The sequence below is a fragment of the Lysinibacillus parviboronicapiens genome, assembly GCF_003049605.2.
Taxonomy (GTDB): Bacteria; Bacillota; Bacilli; order Bacillales_A; family Planococcaceae; genus Lysinibacillus; species Lysinibacillus parviboronicapiens.
The window spans coordinates 90,948-108,800 of the sequence record NZ_CP073713.1; the positions used below are offsets into that span (position 1 = coordinate 90,948).

Here is a 17,853-nt window from a genome sequence, read left to right on the forward strand (position 1 = left end):
GATCCCTTTTTGTTTTGGTTTTTCAAAAAGTAGCTGACGGGTTGTTGACTCGTGAACATGAGCTTTTTAAGGCACGATAAAAAAACACGTAATTCAATTTACTTATAAATTGAAGTTACGTGACTTGTAGTACATATTATGTTGCCGTTGTACGACACTTTATAGTGTGGATGTTGGCCCTTTTTTCTTTTTAGGTGCTGGCCCAGTTGGTTGTTCGATAGAATCTTTTGCCAGTTTCTCAGGTGGATGGACAACCATTTTTGCAAGTAAAAATACGCCATATATGCTTATAACTAGACCAGTGAGCAATAAAAATATTTGTACAACAAATGGCAAATTAATGAGGATTGATACAAGAATAATCATCGAGCCACTCCCACAAATTAAAGCGGCTTTTGTTAATGAACTCAACGAAAGTTAACCTCCCAAGCAAGTGCATTTTATTCTAAGTATGCCATAATGTTTGCTTAATAGCATAACAAAAAATGAAGTAATCTGATTGTCATTTTTATTTGTCGAGCCAGCTTCGCAACAGGTGATGGTCATACTTAGTTGACAACATACGCTGTATTTTCATAGAAAAAGCGTCTCAGAAGTACTCCTGAGACGCTTTTTTTGCATATGATGACCCCTACGGGATTCGAACCCGTGTTACCGCCGTGAAAGGGCGGTGTCTTAACCGCTTGACCAAGGGGCCTACTTATGGTGGCGGCCGAGGGGATCGAACCCCCGACCTTACGGGTATGAACCGTACGCTCTAGCCAGCTGAGCTAGGCCGCCAAAATATTGATGGAGCGGAAGACGAGGTTCGAACTCGCGACCCCCACCTTGGCAAGGTGGTGTTCTACCACTGAACTACTTCCGCATACCTCTTTAGAGGACAAGTTAAATAATACAAACAATTATTATAAGTGTCAAGAAGATTTGTAAAAGAAGTTAATAAAAATAAGCGATATATGAAAAATAATTAAATTCATTTAGAACTATGCGATGATGAATGATGAAACAGATTTACATAATGAAAAAAGATTGTATCGCACCAGATGGGAAGATAAGTAATATGGTTGTTATTTGAACACTTTAAATTTATAAAATTTGCTCAATTTTTGTAGGTATTTGTTTTTATCTCGTAAATTTTCTAGCCCTTGCGGCGCAGAAAGCTACTGATAGTATGAATCTAACAGTTTTTATAGTAGTTGCTGCCAATTCTCGTATTTATGCACATGTATTCGTCGAAATTTTTATATTTTTTTCTGTCATCGTCAGACAATCTTTCCACACATAATTTCTTATAATAACCAAAAGTGTAGAAAGGGGATATAGAAATGACAAGTGTTGAATGGTATGAAACAGAGAATGTAGAAGACCAAAAATTAGGGGCGAAAAAAAGACAATTACTAATAGGCTCTCTATTTTTTTTAACATCCTTTTTTTTAGCTCAGTCTGTTGTGTTTGAAGCAGCTGTACCTTTCTCCGTTCCTTTTTGGGCAATTATTCGTGGTAAGTATAAAGAATATGCCAAGTTTGTGTTAGTTGGAAGCTTAATAGGTTGTTTTTTTCTTGGTTTTGGACAGGTTGTCATTTTGGCACTGCAAATCGTTATGTATGAATGCATCATGCGTTTTCGCTATTGGCGATTGCCACAGAGTATTGCCGTTTCACTGGCCGTAGTACTTGTCCAAATTCTGTGGCAGGGGGTCATGCATCAAGGCTTACCACCAGTACTTGTCCAGTTTTATGTGGGGTGTGAAGCAGCCTTAGCCCTTATTATGACGTTATTTATGCAGGTTTTATTTGTAAACTCCTATGAGTGGTTTACAAGCCATTGGACATATGAAAAGCTTGGCTCAGGGTTAGTGGTATTTGCCGCCATGCTTACAGGGATGCAGGCAGTGGTTATAAGCTATTTTTCATTGCCAATCTTTTTATTGCAGCTACTTATTTGCTTCGGGGCCTTGGTTGGAAGTGTGCCATTAGCGACGGTAATCGGCGCGGTACTTGGAACACTAATAGGTGTTGCGAAGCTTTCGTTTACAGGTATGCTATCTGTTGCAACATTAACCGGACTATGCGCAGGAATGGGAGCAAGAGCAGGGCGATTTGGTGTGGCCATTGGCAGTATTATGCCGAGTGTGTTTTTTTTATTTTACGATGCAACATTGCCGTTAGATAGCGTGTATTTTACATCAATTGTTATCGGCAGTATTGTTTTCTTAGTCATTCCGAAAAGCTATTCGGATAAGGTGAGGGACAAGCTGTTTCCACAACGTGAAGAAATATTGTTGGCACGTCAGCATTGGTTGACAGAGCATGTTACGTTTAAGTTAGAGCATTTCCAACACTTTGTGCATTTCATGAAAGAACTGGTATTTGAGCGGTTTATGACGGCACCTGTGGCTACGAAAGAAGAGGTTGCACCGATGAATACATGTTTAAGCTGTTTTCGTTATGATAGGTGTTGGGGAGCACAAAATAATGGTATGGACAAGCTTATGACAGATTGGTTTCATATGAAGGGTGTGGGAAAGGAATCCTCCATTCACCGTGTAGAAGACCAAATACGTTATAGATGTGTGAAATCGACGAAAATTTTCGAAGAGCTAGATACAGAGTTGTACAGAGAACGTATAAATGGACAGTATTTTCACGGCAAGAAGATGATTGCACTGCAATTACGGGATATGAGCAATCATCTAAATCAACTAATTGCGGAAATGAAGGAGGAAACCATTTCTTTCGTCAGTGTGGAAAAGGATATAGTTCAGCGTTTGAAGGATGCACATATCGAGTGTTTTCAGTTAGATGTGTTAAGTAATAAGGCGGGTGCGCGAAAAATTGTTTGTGCGCTAGCTCCTGCGCGAGTCAATTGGGAGGATGATACGACATTAGCGGAAAGGATGATTTTGCCAATATTATATGAAATTTTCGATGAACCTTTTGAAATTGAGAAAGTAGTCGCGTGTGATGTACCATTTCGTCACATTCAAGTTAGCTTTAGGTCTGCTATTAGCTTCGAAGTAGAGTATGATATATATAGTATGTCAAAAGATGCGACATTGTATTCTGGCGACTCTCATGCCCTATTTCAATTACACCCTGGGCTCTTTGCCATTTTATTGTCGGATGGTATGGGACAGAGTAAAGAAGCTCAACATGAGAGTAGGAAACTTATTCACATGATGCGAGAGTGCTTGAATTTCAATATGAACCCAGAGACGGCTATGCATACTTTGCACTATGTAATGTCACTGAAGCAGCAAAACGATATGTATGCTACTCTTGATTTTGCTCTGGTTGACTTGCAACATGGTGATTTATGGTCATGGAAGGCTGGCGGGATGTCTACGTATATCTTACGTGGCAAAGAGGTGTTGAAGGTTGAAAGTAATGCTGCACCAGTCGGATTCTTGTCTATATCAGCGGTCGAAGCTGAAAAAAGAAAGCTGAAGGCGGGGGATGTTATTCTCATGCATTCAGATGGCTTGTTTTCAAGTGTTGCTGATTGGGATGAACAGGAAGAGGCATTTTTAGCGCAAGCACAACAGGTAGCTGGCACAAATAAATCGATACAAGAAAAGTTAACAACAATCATGCAGTCTTTCCAAGCTTATTATGAGATAGAGGATGATTGTACAGTTTTGATGTTAGAAGTGACACATGTTGTTCCAACTTGGGCGGTGTTTAGACCAGTTCAATACTCCATGAGTAAGTCATCATAAAAAACGAAAAGGGGAGGAGAAGCGTTTGTCATTTGAATTAAAGGTCAAACAATTTATTGAAGAAGAGCAATTATTACAGCAAGACGACCATCTTCTCGTCGCCGTTTCGGGCGGAGTAGACTCAATGGCATTGGTCCATTATTTTGTAACAACAAAAGATCAATGGGGAATTCGGATAGAAGCTGTGCATGTCGATCACATGCTGAGAGGAGAGGCATCCGCGGAGGATAGAGCTTTTGTACAGCGATATTGCAACAAATATGGCATTAACTTGCACGCAACTGCCATCCCGATTCCCGAAATAAAGGCTTTGGAAAATGGCAACTCACAACTTATTTGTCGCAGAGAGCGATATCGTTATTTTGGAGAAATCATACAAAAAACGATGGCAACCAAGCTTGTAACTGCACATCATGCGGACGACCAACTGGAATCAGTATTAATGGGCCTGACGAAAAATGCAACGATGAATAGTATGCAAGGTATTCGCCCACAGCGTTTTTTTGAGGGAAAATCATTAATTCGTCCGTTTTTAACGGTTACAAAGACCGAAATAAGGGAATATTTACAGAAGCAAGGCTTAGATTATAGGGAAGATGCTAGCAACAATAAAGACGATTATGTACGAAATCGTTTTAGACACCACGTTGTACCCTTATTGGAACTGGAAAATCCACGGGTAGCAGAGCAGGTGAGCCATTTTACACAGCATTTACAAGAAGATGATGCATTCTTAATGACACTGGCACAAGACACATTTTCAAAGATTATGACAAGAAACAACAGAAATTTGTATAGTATGGAAATTGAAGAATTTCAATTGGTACCAGTTGCTTTACAAAGGAGACTCATTTTAATACTATTAAACTATCTTTACAAAGATTCAAATACAATACAAAGTTATGCTTTATTAACTTCGCTTTTAAAGCTATGTGATGCGACAGCGGGTTATGCTGAAGTTCACTTGCCAGAAGGTCTAATAGCAGTTCGTAGTTACGGAAAATTGACGATTCACAAGAAAGAATTATGCGAAGGTCCAACATCTGCTGAGAATCCAATAATTTCAACTGCCAATGGATGGATAACAGTGACAAAGGGTGTACGCCTTCGCTTAGTTAAGCTGACTGAACTATCAACTGAATTGTTGACGGATACTGCCCAACTTTTTTATTTTGACGCTAGCAAACTTACACTTCCGCTCTATATTAGGGCACGTAAGGAAGGAGACCGAATGCTGTTAAAAGGAATGGATCAGCCAAAACGCTTATCTCGCCTTTTTATAGATGAAAAGATTCCTTTAAATGAGCGAAATAGCTGGCCGTTACTGATTACTCAATCTGATGAGGTCGTAGCGGTAATTGGTGTGCGTATGGGGATTTTCTTTTCCACCACTGCACGGCCAAACGATGATACAGTGCTCATCGTAGACTAATGGTCTTTGTAAAATATTTCACCTTTATCTTTAAGGTTGAAAATTTTTGATACACACGAGGAGGAATCGATATGTTACAAAATGACATTGAAAAAATTATGATTACAGAAGAACAATTGCAAGAAAGAATTGCTGAGTTAGGTGCTCAATTGACAGAGGAATACCAAGATTCATTCCCGTTAGCTGTTGGTGTACTTAAAGGTGCGATGCCATTTATGACTGACTTGATGAAGCGCTTCGATTCGTTCATCGAGCTAGATTTTATGGATGTCTCAAGCTATGGTAATGCTACGGTGTCATCTGGTGAAGTGAAAATCTTAAAGGACTTAAATACAAGCGTTGAGGGACGTGATGTATTAATTATCGAAGACATTATCGATAGCGGTTTAACTTTGAGTTACCTAGTTGACTTATTTAAGTACCGTAAGGCAAAATCCATTAAAATCGTAACACTGCTAGACAAACCATCGGGTCGTAAAGTGAACTTATCTGCTGATTATGTTGGTTTTAAGGTCCCAGATGGATTTGTTGTTGGTTATGGTTTAGACTATGCAGAGAAGTATCGAAACTTACCGTATATCGGTATTTTAAAGCCGGCAGTCTACTCTTTTTAATATCAACTGCTAGCTGTATAAAATTAAAGCCTCCAGCGGATGTTATAGGTTTTGAGTTGTGCAAGTACAGTCAATTCGAAATCTGGACACATTGTTTAACTGTACCGAATGAAAAGTGCTAGGTACAATTAAGCTGGAACGTAATTTGCTACAAATAAATATGTTTAGATTTTGACAAAAATCGAACGAAACTTTTTTTAAGTAAGGCTTTTCGTTGTATGATGAAATCATGATATGTTAAGATTTTACTTATAATTTTTCTGTTTGTAATGAGGAGGCTGGAGATGAATCGAATATTTCGATATACCATATTTTATTTACTGATTTTCTTAGTGATTATCGGTATATTTGGTACTTTCAATGGTGGAAAATCACCTACGAAAGAAATTACTTATCCAGAGTTTTTAGAGGCTCTTGATAAGAATGAAATTACAGAAGCAAAAATTCAACCTGATAAATCAGTTTATATCGTTGAAGGTTCAATGAAAGGCTATGAAAAAGGCGACAGTTTTACAGTGAACCTACCACGTGAAAATCAATCGTTAATGGATCGAATCGATGCTGCTGCGAAAGATAAAAATAGCAATATTGAATTTTTAAAAGCGCCAGAAACTAGTGGATGGGTACAGTTTTTCACAGGAATTATCCCATTCATCATCATCATCTTCTTATTCTTCTTCCTAATGAGTCAATCTCAAGGTGGAGGCAATAAAGTAATGAGCTTTGGTAAAAGTAAAGCTAAACTTTATGATGATCAAAAGAAAAAAGTTCGTTTTACAGATGTAGCGGGTGCAGATGAAGAGAAAGCGGAACTTGTAGAGGTTGTTGATTTCTTAAAAGATCACCGCAAATTCACTGAAATCGGCGCACGTATTCCAAAAGGTATCTTACTCGTAGGTCCTCCAGGTACAGGTAAAACATTACTTGCTCGTGCGGTAGCGGGCGAAGCGGGTGTTCCATTCTTCTCGATTTCAGGTTCTGACTTCGTAGAAATGTTTGTCGGTGTCGGTGCATCACGTGTTCGTGACTTATTTGAAAACGCGAAGAAAAATGCACCATGTATCATTTTCATCGATGAAATTGATGCGGTTGGTCGCCAACGTGGCGCAGGTCTAGGTGGCGGTCACGATGAACGTGAACAAACATTGAACCAATTGTTAGTTGAAATGGATGGCTTCGGTGCAAATGAAGGTATTATTATTATCGCTGCAACAAACCGTCCAGATATTTTAGATAAAGCCTTATTACGTCCTGGTCGTTTTGACCGTCAAATTACAGTAGGACACCCTGATGTAAAAGGTCGTGAAGCGATTCTAAAAGTGCATGCACGCAATAAACCTTTAGCAGATTCAGTTGATTTAGGTGCTGTAGCACAACGTACACCTGGTTTCTCAGGTGCAGACTTAGAAAACTTACTGAACGAAGCGGCGCTTGTAGCGGCACGTAAAAGTAAACGTTCCATAAATATGGCAGATATCGATGAGGCGTCTGACCGCGTAATCGCGGGTCCAGCGAAAGCGAGCCGTGTGTACTCTGCTAAAGAGAAAAAACTTGTTTCCTTCCATGAAGCGGGGCATGTTGTTGTTGGTCTAGAACTTGATGAAGCGGATACAGTACACAAAGTAACAATTGTTCCTCGTGGTCAAGCGGGTGGTTATGCAATTATGTTACCGAAGGAAGAACGTTTCTTCACGACAAAACAAGAGCTATTAGATCGTATTGCTGGGCTTCTTGGTGGTCGCGTAGCCGAGGAAATTGTGCTTGGCGAAGTATCTACGGGTGCACATAATGACTTCCAAAAAGTAACAAGCATAGCACGTGCTATGGTTACTGAATATGGCATGAGTGAGAATCTTGGCGCAATGCAATTTGGTTCAAGTCAGGGTGGCAATGTATTCTTAGGTCGTGACTTTAATTCTGATCAAAACTATTCAGATTCGGTTGCCTATGAAATTGATAAAGAAATGCAAAAAATTATCGATACGCAGTATGAGCGTACAAAACGTATTTTAACGGAAAATCGTAATTTACTTGATTTAATTGCGACAACATTGATGGACAAAGAAACGTTGAACGCGCAAGAAATTGAGCATTTACGTGACCACGGCGTTTTACCAGAACCAGAGGTTGTAGAGAAACTTGACGCACCAAAAGCTGAGGCTCAGCCGATGCTAGAAAAAGTTGGTCAACAACCAATTCTTAAAAAAGAGCTGCTAAGTGATGAACCGAATCCAACAATAACTGATTTACCTAAAGACGATGGTGAACGACAAGATACACCAAAAGGTTTCGATGAAAAACGTGATTAATGACGTAGTGGACTGTTTACGAATTTCGTAAACAGTCTTTTTCTTTGCCTTTTTTTAGCATAAAGCATTAGGATATAGATAATGTATTATGCATTTTGCATAATACATTGGATAGGAGTGTTGAACATGGGAAACGTAACATTGAATAATGGCCTTGAAATGCCGTTAATTGGCTATGGAGTATTTCGTGTGCCTGAAGGTGAGGATTTGGCGGAGGCCGTGAAAACAGCCATTGCTAGAGGATACCGTAGCATTGATACGGCGCAAATTTATCGCAACGAAGAAAGTGTTGGGCAAGGAATTCGTGCAGCGATTGCTGAAGGATTAGTAACACGCGAAGAACTATTTGTAACATCAAAGGTATGGAATGACAAGCTTTCCTATGAAGAGACTCTTACAGCCTATAATCGTAGTCTTGAAAAATTAGGGTTAGAATATTTGGACCTTTATTTAATCCATTGGCCAGGTATAGATAAAAACCATGTCGAAGCATATAAGGCGCTAGAAAAAATTTATCAAGATGGCCGTGTGCGTTCGATTGGTGTAAGTAACTTTCATGTGCATCATCTAGAAAATTTATTAAAAGAGACAACGGTTATCCCTGTTATCAATCAAATTGAATTCCATCCGCATTTAACGCAAGAAGAAGTGCGATCGTATTGTAAGGAACACGGTATTCAAGTTGAGGCATGGTCACCGCTGATGAATGGTGCCTTGTTAGAAGAGGCTTTGATTCAAGCGTTAGCTGCAAAATATAGTAAAACACCTGCGCAAATTGTTTTACGCTATGATATTCAACATGGTATCGTGACAATTCCAAAAACAATGACACCTAGCCGTATGACAGAAAATTTAAGTGTCTATGATTTTGCACTTACTGATGAAGAAATGGCGAAGCTGGATGCATTGAACGACGGCTTACGCTGTGGTCCAGACCCAGAAAAATTTGATTTTAAATAATGTTCAAGGAGCAACCTTCCATTCATGTAGGTTTGCTCCTTTTAACATGAGCATGAATGCTATTTCCTTCGTTTAAAATTATGGTATCATTTTCTAAAGTGTTGTAACTTTATTCAGTAGAAATCTCGCTTTTCAATTGTGCCGAGATATTTCAACTTTTTGTTATTTGTCTATGCAATAGACATTCAAATGCCTACTAAATAATGTTATCACTTCTGGCGGATGTGGCAGATTTTGAATAGCATTGATTGTCTTTGCGCATAACAATGTCCAAACAAGCTGTTTATTTGGACTGAATGCAGACAGGGAATTCTCATCAAGGTGTAGTAGATATGGAGGCTTCAGGCATGATTTTAGTATTAGATGCAGGAAATTCAAATATAGTATTAGGTGTCTATGATACCAACGAACAACTAGCATTCCATTGGCGAATGGTTACTGATCTTCATAAAACTGAAGATGAGTACGCAATGCAAGTACAGGCCTTTTTTAATCATGCAGGCATTTCATTTGAACAAATTACGGGCATTATTATATCCTCGGTTGTGCCGCCTATTATGTTTTCATTAGAAGCGATGTGCAAAAAGTACTTTCAAAAAAAACCACTTGTTGTTGGCCCAGGTGTAAAAACAGGCTTAAATATTAAATACGAAAATCCACGAGAGGTTGGCTCAGATCGCATTGTTAATGCAATTGCAGCACTGGATACTTATCAGACACCGCTCATTATTGTTGATTTCGGTACGGCGACAACTTTTTGTTATTTGAATGAAAAAGGTGACTATATGGGTGGCGCGATAGCCCCAGGTATTACTATTTCCACAGAAGCGTTGTATACGCAGGCAGCAAGATTACCACGTATTGAAATAATGCAGCCTACACATATTGTTGGGAAAACTACTGTTTCTGCCATGCAAGCCGGAATTTTTTATGGCTTTGTTGGACAAGTTGAGGGCATCGTTAACCGCATGAAGACACAAAGTAAGGAAGAGCCGCTTGTTATAGCGACGGGTGGTTTAGCAAATTTAATTGCTGGGGAGACGCAAGCTATCGATGTAGTCGATCCGTTTTTAACATTAAAAGGTTTATATAAGCTATATAAACGCAATTACTAAGAAATGAGGGACTATCATCTATGAAAGATTATTTAGTTAGAGGTTTAGGGTTTAATGGGCAGGTGCGTGTCTTTGCAGCCTGTACAACAGCAACAGTGGGCGAGGCACAACGTCGTCATAATACATGGCCGGTCGTATCTGCCGCTCTTGGTCGTTCCATGACGGCTGGTGTAATGATGGGAGCTATGCTAAAAGGTGAAGAAAAAATCACCATTAAAATTGAAGGTGATGGTCCAATCGGTCCTATAGTAATTGATAGTAACGCCAAGGGTGAAGTTCGCGGTTTTGTGACAAATCCTCATGTGCATTTTGATTTGAACGAACAAGGAAAGTTAGATGTACGTGCAGGTGTTGGGACAGAGGGTGCATTAACGGTCGTAAAAGATCTTGGCCTACGTGATATGTTTTCTGGACAAACCCCTATCGTTTCAGGTGAAATTGCTGAAGACTTTACTTACTATTTCGCTACTTCTGAACAGGTGCCTTCATCAGTAGGCTTGGGTGTATTAGTTAATCCAGATAACACGATTCTTGCAGCAGGTGGTTTTATTCTTCAGCTAATGCCAGGCTGTGAAGAAGAAACGATTAATGAAATTGAGCAGCATCTAGCGACTATAGAGCCTGTTTCAAAAATGATTGAAAAAGGCTACTCACCCGAACAAATTTTAGAAGCTGTTTTAGGGAAAGATCATGTCCAAATTTTAGATTCAATGCCGGTTGAATTTAAGTGTCAATGTTCAAAAGAGCGATTTGGTGCAGCAATTTTAGGATTAGGGTCAGCGGAAATTCGAGAAATGATTGATGAAGATGGCGAGGCAGAAGCACAATGTCATTTCTGTTTAGAAACATATCATTTTTCAAAAGAAGAGTTAGAAGGGTTCATCGATGAGCTCAACGCGTAATCGACGTCCTCTTGCATCTACAACAACCAACCAAACGCCCTTATCGCAACGTCGTTTAAAGACGAAACCGGTTTTAATAGTATTAGCTATTTTGTTATTAGGAAATATTATATGGTTTATTGCATGGATGATTCCCAATAAAGCTCAGGAAATTGGTAGCGACGAACAAGTCGCTACCATTGATGGTGATGTTATAACACGCCAAGAGTGGATGATTGCTATGGAAGAACGTTATGGCAAGGAGACATTACAAAATTTAGTCAATGAATCCGTCATGGAAAAGGCAGCTAAAAAATTTAAAATTAAGGTATCTGATAAAGAAATTGATTTAGAGCTTGCTTTAATGCGTTCAGCTCAAGATAAATTCGATACGGCCATGCAAAACCTCTCAGCGGAACAACTACGACAAAAAATACGTTCACAGCTTATTTTAGATAAAGTACTTACAAAAGATGTCGTCGTTAAAGATGATAGTATAGAAAAATACTATGAGGAAAATAAGGCCCTTTACAATATTGACACAAGCTATCGTACAAATTTTATCGAAGTAGAGTCCAAAAAAGCAGCTGAGGAAGCCTTAAGTGAACTGAAAAGTGGTTCTGACTTTTCAGTGCTAGCCCGTGAAATTTCAGTTGATAGTGCATCTGCAAGTTTAGGTGGAGATATTGGCTTTTTAACAGACAAACAGGACAATATCGAGCCTGCAATACTGAAGGCGGCTAAAGCATTATCAGCTAAAGAGGTTAGTAAGGTATTTAAGCTAGATAATGGTCACTATGGGATTGTGCAAGTGCAGGAAGTAATAGAGGGTCAATCCTTTACATATGACGATGTGAAAGAACATATTGAACGTGAGCTTGCACTAGAGCAATTACCACAGTCTATGACACCAGAAGCATTTTGGTCAGAATTTAAAGCAACTTGGTACTATGGAGAAGAAAAGAAATGATGAGGAGCCAGAAAGAGCATACTTTCTGGCTTCTAACAAATTTTCTGAAAATATAAGTTTTATTTATTGACAATCGAATGGAAAACTTGATAAAATACAAAATAAGTAAAACCTATAAAAGTAGTAGGGATTGGGAGTGGAATAATTAATGAGTAAATTAGCAAACTCAATAGCTGAATTAGTTGGTAAAACGCCAATCGTAAAATTAAATCATGCAACAAGTGAAAATGAAGGTACAGTATACGTAAAATTAGAATATTTTAACCCAGGTAGTTCAGTAAAAGACCGTTTAGCTTTAGCAATGATCGAAGCTGCTGAAAAAGATGGTACTTTAAAAGCTGGTGGCACGATTATTGAACCAACTTCAGGTAATACAGGGATTGGTTTAGCAATGATCGCTGCGGCAAAAGGCTATAAAGCGATTCTAGTTATGCCAGAGACTATGAGTTTAGAGCGTCGTAATTTATTGCGTGCTTATGGTGCAGACCTTGTGTTAACACCAGGACCAGCAGGAATGAAAGGGGCAATTGCAAAAGCAGAAGAATTATCAGCTGAGCATGGCTACTTCCTCCCACAACAATTCACAAACCCAGCAAATGCTGTTGTTCACCGTTTAACAACAGGTCCTGAAATCGTAGAAGCATTCGAAGGTTTAAAATTGGATGCATTTGTAGCGGGTGTTGGTACAGGTGGTACAATCACAGGTGCTGGCGACGTATTAAAAGAAAAATACCCAGACATCGAAATTATTGCCGTTGAACCAAAGGATTCTCCAGTGCTATCAGGCGGACAACCGGGTCCACACAAAATCCAAGGAATTGGTGCTGGCTTCGTACCTGAAGTATTAGATACAGATGTTTATTCTTCAGTATTTCCTGTAGAAAACGAAATTGCTTTTGATGTAGCTCGCAAAGTAGCTCGTGAAGAAGGTATCTTATGTGGTATATCTTCAGGTGCAGCTATCTACGCTGCTGTTGAAACGGCTAAACGTTTAGGAAAAGGTTCAAACGTCCTTGCAATCGTTCCTTCAAACGGTGAACGTTACTTATCAACTCCTTTATATCAATTCGAAGACTAATCTCACTTTTTATCACGAGACTCCATTAATTGGAGTCTCGTTTTTCATTTAGCAAAAAAAATTAGCTTCTCTTGCATATTTCACGTTAAGATGGAATCACATCATATGATTTAAAGGGGAGTTGCAACGTGAGTACATTACATACGACAACATTGACGATGGATGCAGACGCATTTTTTTATAGCTATAAAAAGCAAACGGAAGAACAGCAGGCACATGTTTTTTTAGAGAGTGGGCGTGGAGGACATTTTAGCATCGCTGCTTGGCAACCATTAGCAACAGTACAGTCGATTGAAAATGGCTTGCAAGTAAGATGGAGAAATGGAAATAACGAAGTTTTATACGGTGAACCTCTTACTTTACTAGAAGAATTAGTAGCTAGCTATCAAATTCCTTATAATGTTAAGCTCCCTGTTTTTCAGGGGGGAGCAATTGGTTTCGTTTCTTATGATTATGCACGCAAAATCGAAGTGTTGCCTGACATAGCGGCAGATGATTTGGCTGTGCCAGACATATACTTTTATCTTTTTGATTGCTGGGCAGTACATGATGTAACTACAAACAGTGTTACCCTTATGAAGCTAGAAGGCAGTGATGTGAATTTGGAGGAGCGTGCACATGCATGGCAGGTAGCGGCACAAGAAGGTTTTGCTGCACGCAAGTTTGAAAAGGCCGGTGCAGTAGAGGTTGTGAACGATGAGAGTGAACTACTGGTGTCTTTTGCAGGGACTGATTTTGAAACGGCGGTAAGCAAAATCCAAACATATATCGCACAGGGCGATGTATTTCAGGTGAATTTGTCTGTACGTCAATCAAAAAAATTAAATGCTACAGCTATGGATGTATATGAGGCATTACGTGCATTTAATCCTTCACCTTATATGGCTTACATTGCAGGGGCTGATTTTGCTGTTGTATCCGGTTCACCAGAGCTGCTAGTGAAACGCCACGGAAAAGAATTATCAACGCGCCCAATCGCAGGAACGCGCCCAAGAGGTAAATCACAAGAGCAAGACTTAGCATTGGCACAGGAATTAATTGATAACGAGAAGGAACGCGCTGAGCATGTGATGCTTGTCGATTTAGAACGTAATGATTTAGGACGAGTAGCAGCCTATGGAACTGTTGAGGTAGATGAGTTCATGGTTATTGAACGCTATTCACATGTTATGCATATTGTTTCTAATGTTCGGGGTGAAATAGCTGATGGCAAAACTAATGCTGATGTAGTTCGTGCCATGTTCCCGGGTGGCACCATTACAGGGGCACCTAAAATACGTACGATGGAAATAATTGAGGAATTAGAGCCGGTGCGTCGAGGATTATATACAGGGTCGATTGGCTGGCTAGGCTATACAGGTGATATGGAGTTTAATATTGTGATACGAACAGCCTTTATCCAAGACGGTGTAGCCCATATTCAAGCAGGTGCGGGTATAGTAATTGATTCTATCCCAGAAAGGGAGTACCAAGAGTCTTTAAATAAGGCGAAAGCGATGTGGCAGGCAAAGGCGATGGCAGAGGAGCGAGCAAAATGATTTTAATGATTGATAACTATGATTCTTTTACGTATAACCTTGTACAGTATTTTGGAGAGTTTGGGCATGAACTAATCGTCAAGCGAAATGATGTGTTAACGGTGGAAGATATTGAACAGCTTGCCCCTGATATGATTGTTATTTCCCCGGGACCATGTAGTCCAGATGAAGCTGGAGAAAGCTTAAATATCATCAAATATTTCGCGGGAAATATCCCGATTTTAGGGGTTTGTCTGGGTCATCAAGCAATTGCACAAGTTTTTGGTGGCAATGTTATCCGTGCTGAGCGATTAATGCATGGCAAAACGTCTCCTGTATTGCATGCTGAGCTTGGCCTTCATACAGGTATGCCGAATCCATTTCAAGCAACTCGCTATCACTCGCTTATTGTAGAGAAGGAAACATTACCAGAATGCTTTGAAGTGACGGCGTGGACAACAGAAGGTGAAATTATGGGTATTCGTCATAAGGAGTATGCAATTGAAGGGGTTCAATATCATCCTGAATCTATTATGACTGAGCAGGGAAAAAAACTGCTACGCCATTTTATAGCACTGTACGTAGAGGGAGTAAAATAGATGCTGTGTTGGATGAATGGAGACTATATTGCTGCAAAGGACTTACAAATTTCCCCACTTGATCACGGATTTTTATATGGGCTTGGTTTTTTTGAGACGTTTCGCACATACAACGGGAAAGTATTTTGTTGGGAGGCACATTTAAAAAGGTTACAGGCAACTCTTGCGCAATACCGTATTTATATGTCCTATACAGAGGACGATTTACTCACAGTAATTGAGCAATTGAATTTGCAGGCTGGTGGACAAGATGGTTATTTTCGTATAAATGTGTCAGCTGGAGATCATGGAATTGGTTTACAGCCGACGGAGTATAGGAAGCCGAACGTAATCGTCTTTCGTAAGGAGTTACAGGATACCTCACGTGGAACGGAAAAAATAGCCCAGTGGTTAGAAACACGTCGTAATACACCCGAATGTGGTATTCGTGTGAAGTCACATCATTATGGCAATAACATTTTAGGGCGCTTTGAAATGCCATCTTTGGCTGACCAAGAAGGTTTTTTTTTAACGGATGCTGGCTATGTGGCTGAAGGTGTAACGTCAAATGTTTTTTGGGTAAAAGATGATATACTATATACGCCTTCCTTAGAGACAGGCATTTTACCTGGGATTACACGGACATGGGTAATAGAGCGAGCACAGTCTCTTGGTATAGAAGTGCAGGTAGGGCTTTTTACGAAAGAGGAGCTAGTGCAAGGAACTGAATGCTTTGTTACAAATTCCGTGCAAGAGCTTGTTCCAATTCGTGCAATAGAGAACGCACAGCTACTTGGTAACAAAGGACCTATTTATTTGCGTTTACATGAAGCGTTCGTAAAGGAATTGGAACAGGGATAAAAGGAGTATCGATATGCTAGAAAAATATAAAAGTCCATTAACGATTAACGGAATTACTTTAGACTATACTAGGGAAACGTTTGTTATGGGGATTTTAAATGTCACGCCTGATTCTTTTTCAGATGGAGGCATGTACAATAACGTCGCATCAGCTGTCGCCCAAGCGAAGAAAATGGTAGCTGAAGGAGCTAAAATTATTGATGTGGGTGGTGAATCCACAAGGCCTGGATATGAGCGTATTTCCGATGAAGATGAAATTGCACGCATTGTACCGGTTATTCAAGCATTGCTTGCGGAAGTACCAGCAATTATTTCAGTGGATACGTACAAAGCGAATGTAGCACGCGCAGCGATTGAAGCAGGTGCACATATCATTAACGATATTTGGGGTGCTAAGGCAGAGCCTGAGATCGCCCAAGTGGCAGCACAACTAAACGTGCCTATCATTTTAATGCATAATCGTGAAAACCAGAACTATGGCACAGATTTTTGGGCAACAGCCAAGGCAGACTTAGAGGAAAGTATTACGATTGCCAAGAAGGCTGGTGTACCTGACGCCCACATTATTTTAGATCCAGGCATTGGCTTTGCCAAAACGACGACTCAAAATATTAAAATGATGCAACATTTAGTGGATTTAGTGGCAATGGGTTATCCTGTGTTACTGGCTACATCGCGTAAGTCAATGATTGGTAATGTGTTGAAGCTTCCAGTTGAGCAGCGTTTAGAAGGTACCGGTGCAACAGTTGTTTACGGCATTGAGAAGGGTTGTCATATGATCCGTGTGCACGATGTGAAGGAAATGGCGCGTGCTACGTATATGGCTGACGTGTTAGTTGGTAAACGATTATACGAGGAGGAAGCTTAATGGATTATATTCATTTAAAGGACATGCAGTTTTACGGCTATCATGGTGTGTTAGCGGCGGAAACAACGCTTGGTCAGCGCTTCCGTGCTAATGTCTCACTCGCGGTTGATATGACAAGAGCTGGTGAAACGGATGATTTAGTATATACAGTGAATTATGCGGAGGTATATGCGATTTGTCGTGATATTGTAGAGGGTGAACCTTTTAAGTTAATTGAAGCGCTTGTCTCAAAAATTGCAAACACTATACTACAGGCATACCCAGATAAAGTAAAAGGTGTTCGCGTTGAACTTATTAAGCCGGATCCGCCGATACATGGCTATTATAAAGAGGTATCTGTTGAAGTGACGCGAGGTGATTTTCGATGAATCATGTCTATTTATCAATTGGTACCAATATTGGTGAACGTTATGAAAATCTTCAACATGCAGTTCAGCTTTTAATGGATAAAAAGGAAATTGAGCTTGTCCGTATTTCTTCTATTTATGAAACAGCAGCTGTAGGGTTTACAGATCAAGCAGATTTTTTAAATATTGCTGTGTATATTAAAACGAGTTATTCTTCTTCTGAAATGTTGGAAGTTTGCCAGTCAGTTGAAAACGAACTAGGGCGTGTTCGGGAATTTCGTTGGGGTCCTCGAATCATTGACCTTGACATCTTACTCTATAATCACGAAAATATTGAAACAGAGAGCTTAATTGTTCCACATCCAAGAATGTATGAACGAGCTTTCGTGTTAGTACCACTGATAGAAATCACGCCTACACCAATCGGTGAACAATTACAGCTAGCACATGAAGCGTTGAGTCAGTTGAATTGTGAAAAAGAAGGCGTAACTTTATGGAAAGAATCACTAGAGCACAATATCTTGTATTCCGTTAAGTAGATCCCATAACCTACAAGATAAACTTGTTATAAACGGTGTGATAACAATGGTGAACCTTAGGATAA

Annotated in this window: 16 protein-coding genes and 3 tRNA genes; 15 read left to right on the forward strand and 4 right to left on the reverse strand. The window is 39.7% G+C overall.

The features are described 5' to 3' along the window. Nucleotides 1-159: 159 nt before the first annotated feature. The 4 genes from C9J31_RS00430 to C9J31_RS00445 form a co-directional block, all read right to left on the reverse strand. A complete protein-coding gene (locus C9J31_RS00430; RefSeq protein WP_107950850.1) occupies nt 160-411 on the reverse strand; it encodes a hypothetical protein in 252 nt (83 codons plus the stop codon). Between the two features lie 214 nt (nt 412-625). Next, a tRNA-Glu gene (locus C9J31_RS00435) sits at nt 626-697 on the reverse strand. Nucleotides 698-703: 6 nt separating this feature from the next. Then, a tRNA-Met gene (locus C9J31_RS00440) sits at nt 704-780 on the reverse strand. 10 nt (nt 781-790) lie between these two features. Next, nucleotides 791-865 (reverse strand) — tRNA-Gly (locus tag C9J31_RS00445). Nucleotides 866-1,325: 460 nt separating this feature from the next. Between C9J31_RS00445 and C9J31_RS00450 the strand changes: the two genes are divergently transcribed. The 15 genes from C9J31_RS00450 (at nt 1,326) to folK (ending at nt 17,788) form a co-directional block, all read left to right on the forward strand. Beyond that, nucleotides 1,326-3,719: a SpoIIE family protein phosphatase gene (locus tag C9J31_RS00450; protein ID WP_107950852.1), complete on the forward strand. Its 2,394-nt coding sequence runs from the start codon at nt 1,326-1,328 to the stop codon at nt 3,717-3,719. A gap of 25 nt (nt 3,720-3,744) precedes the next feature. Next, nucleotides 3,745-5,151, forward strand: a complete 1,407-nt coding sequence (tilS, locus tag C9J31_RS00455; RefSeq protein WP_107950854.1) for a tRNA lysidine(34) synthetase TilS — start codon at nt 3,745-3,747, stop codon at nt 5,149-5,151. A 71-nt stretch (nt 5,152-5,222) separates the two neighbouring features. Then, nucleotides 5,223-5,765, forward strand: a complete 543-nt coding sequence (hpt, locus tag C9J31_RS00460) for a hypoxanthine phosphoribosyltransferase (protein ID WP_010857043.1) — start codon at nt 5,223-5,225, stop codon at nt 5,763-5,765. A gap of 284 nt (nt 5,766-6,049) precedes the next feature. Further along, nucleotides 6,050-8,074, forward strand: a complete 2,025-nt coding sequence (gene ftsH, locus C9J31_RS00465) for an ATP-dependent zinc metalloprotease FtsH (RefSeq protein WP_107950855.1) — start codon at nt 6,050-6,052, stop codon at nt 8,072-8,074. 126 nt (nt 8,075-8,200) lie between these two features. Further along, the gene (locus tag C9J31_RS00470; protein ID WP_107950857.1) at nt 8,201-9,034 is read left to right on the forward strand and encodes an aldo/keto reductase; all 834 of its coding nucleotides are present in this window, start codon (nt 8,201-8,203) and stop codon (nt 9,032-9,034) included. Nucleotides 9,035-9,381: 347 nt separating this feature from the next. Continuing rightward, nucleotides 9,382-10,149, forward strand: a complete 768-nt coding sequence (locus C9J31_RS00475; protein ID WP_107925790.1) for a type III pantothenate kinase — start codon at nt 9,382-9,384, stop codon at nt 10,147-10,149. Nucleotides 10,150-10,169: 20 nt separating this feature from the next. Then, nucleotides 10,170-11,051, forward strand: a complete 882-nt coding sequence (gene hslO / locus C9J31_RS00480) for an Hsp33 family molecular chaperone HslO (RefSeq protein ID WP_107925788.1) — start codon at nt 10,170-10,172, stop codon at nt 11,049-11,051. Further along, the gene (locus tag C9J31_RS00485; protein WP_107950859.1) at nt 11,035-12,000 is read left to right on the forward strand and encodes a peptidyl-prolyl cis-trans isomerase; all 966 of its coding nucleotides are present in this window, start codon (nt 11,035-11,037) and stop codon (nt 11,998-12,000) included. Before hslO ends, C9J31_RS00485 begins: the two co-directional genes overlap by 17 nt. A 148-nt stretch (nt 12,001-12,148) precedes the next feature. After that, complete coding sequence (cysK, locus tag C9J31_RS00490) at nt 12,149-13,078, forward strand: cysteine synthase A (protein ID WP_054768434.1); 930 nt, start codon at nt 12,149-12,151, stop codon at nt 13,076-13,078. Between the two features lie 158 nt (nt 13,079-13,236). Further along, nucleotides 13,237-14,616 (forward strand): anthranilate synthase component I family protein, encoded by a 1,380-nt coding sequence (locus C9J31_RS00495; RefSeq protein WP_107951001.1) that lies wholly within the window; start codon nt 13,237-13,239, stop codon nt 14,614-14,616. Continuing rightward, nucleotides 14,613-15,194, forward strand: coding sequence for an aminodeoxychorismate/anthranilate synthase component II (gene pabA, locus C9J31_RS00500; RefSeq protein WP_107950861.1), 582 nt, complete (start codon nt 14,613-14,615; stop codon nt 15,192-15,194). The genes C9J31_RS00495 and pabA overlap by 4 nt, the downstream gene beginning before the upstream one ends. Further along, nucleotides 15,195-16,034, forward strand: coding sequence for an aminodeoxychorismate lyase (gene pabC / locus C9J31_RS00505; RefSeq protein ID WP_107950863.1), 840 nt, complete (start codon nt 15,195-15,197; stop codon nt 16,032-16,034). Between the two features lie 13 nt (nt 16,035-16,047). Further along, entirely contained in the window at nt 16,048-16,902 is an 855-nt protein-coding gene (gene folP, locus C9J31_RS00510; protein WP_107950865.1) for a dihydropteroate synthase, read from the forward strand. Next, the gene (gene folB / locus C9J31_RS00515; protein ID WP_054768436.1) at nt 16,902-17,270 is read left to right on the forward strand and encodes a dihydroneopterin aldolase; all 369 of its coding nucleotides are present in this window, start codon (nt 16,902-16,904) and stop codon (nt 17,268-17,270) included. Before folP ends, folB begins: the two co-directional genes overlap by 1 nt. After that, a complete protein-coding gene (gene folK / locus C9J31_RS00520) occupies nt 17,267-17,788 on the forward strand; it encodes a 2-amino-4-hydroxy-6-hydroxymethyldihydropteridine diphosphokinase (protein WP_107950867.1) in 522 nt (173 codons plus the stop codon). Before folB ends, folK begins: the two co-directional genes overlap by 4 nt. Nucleotides 17,789-17,853 lie beyond the last annotated feature (65 nt).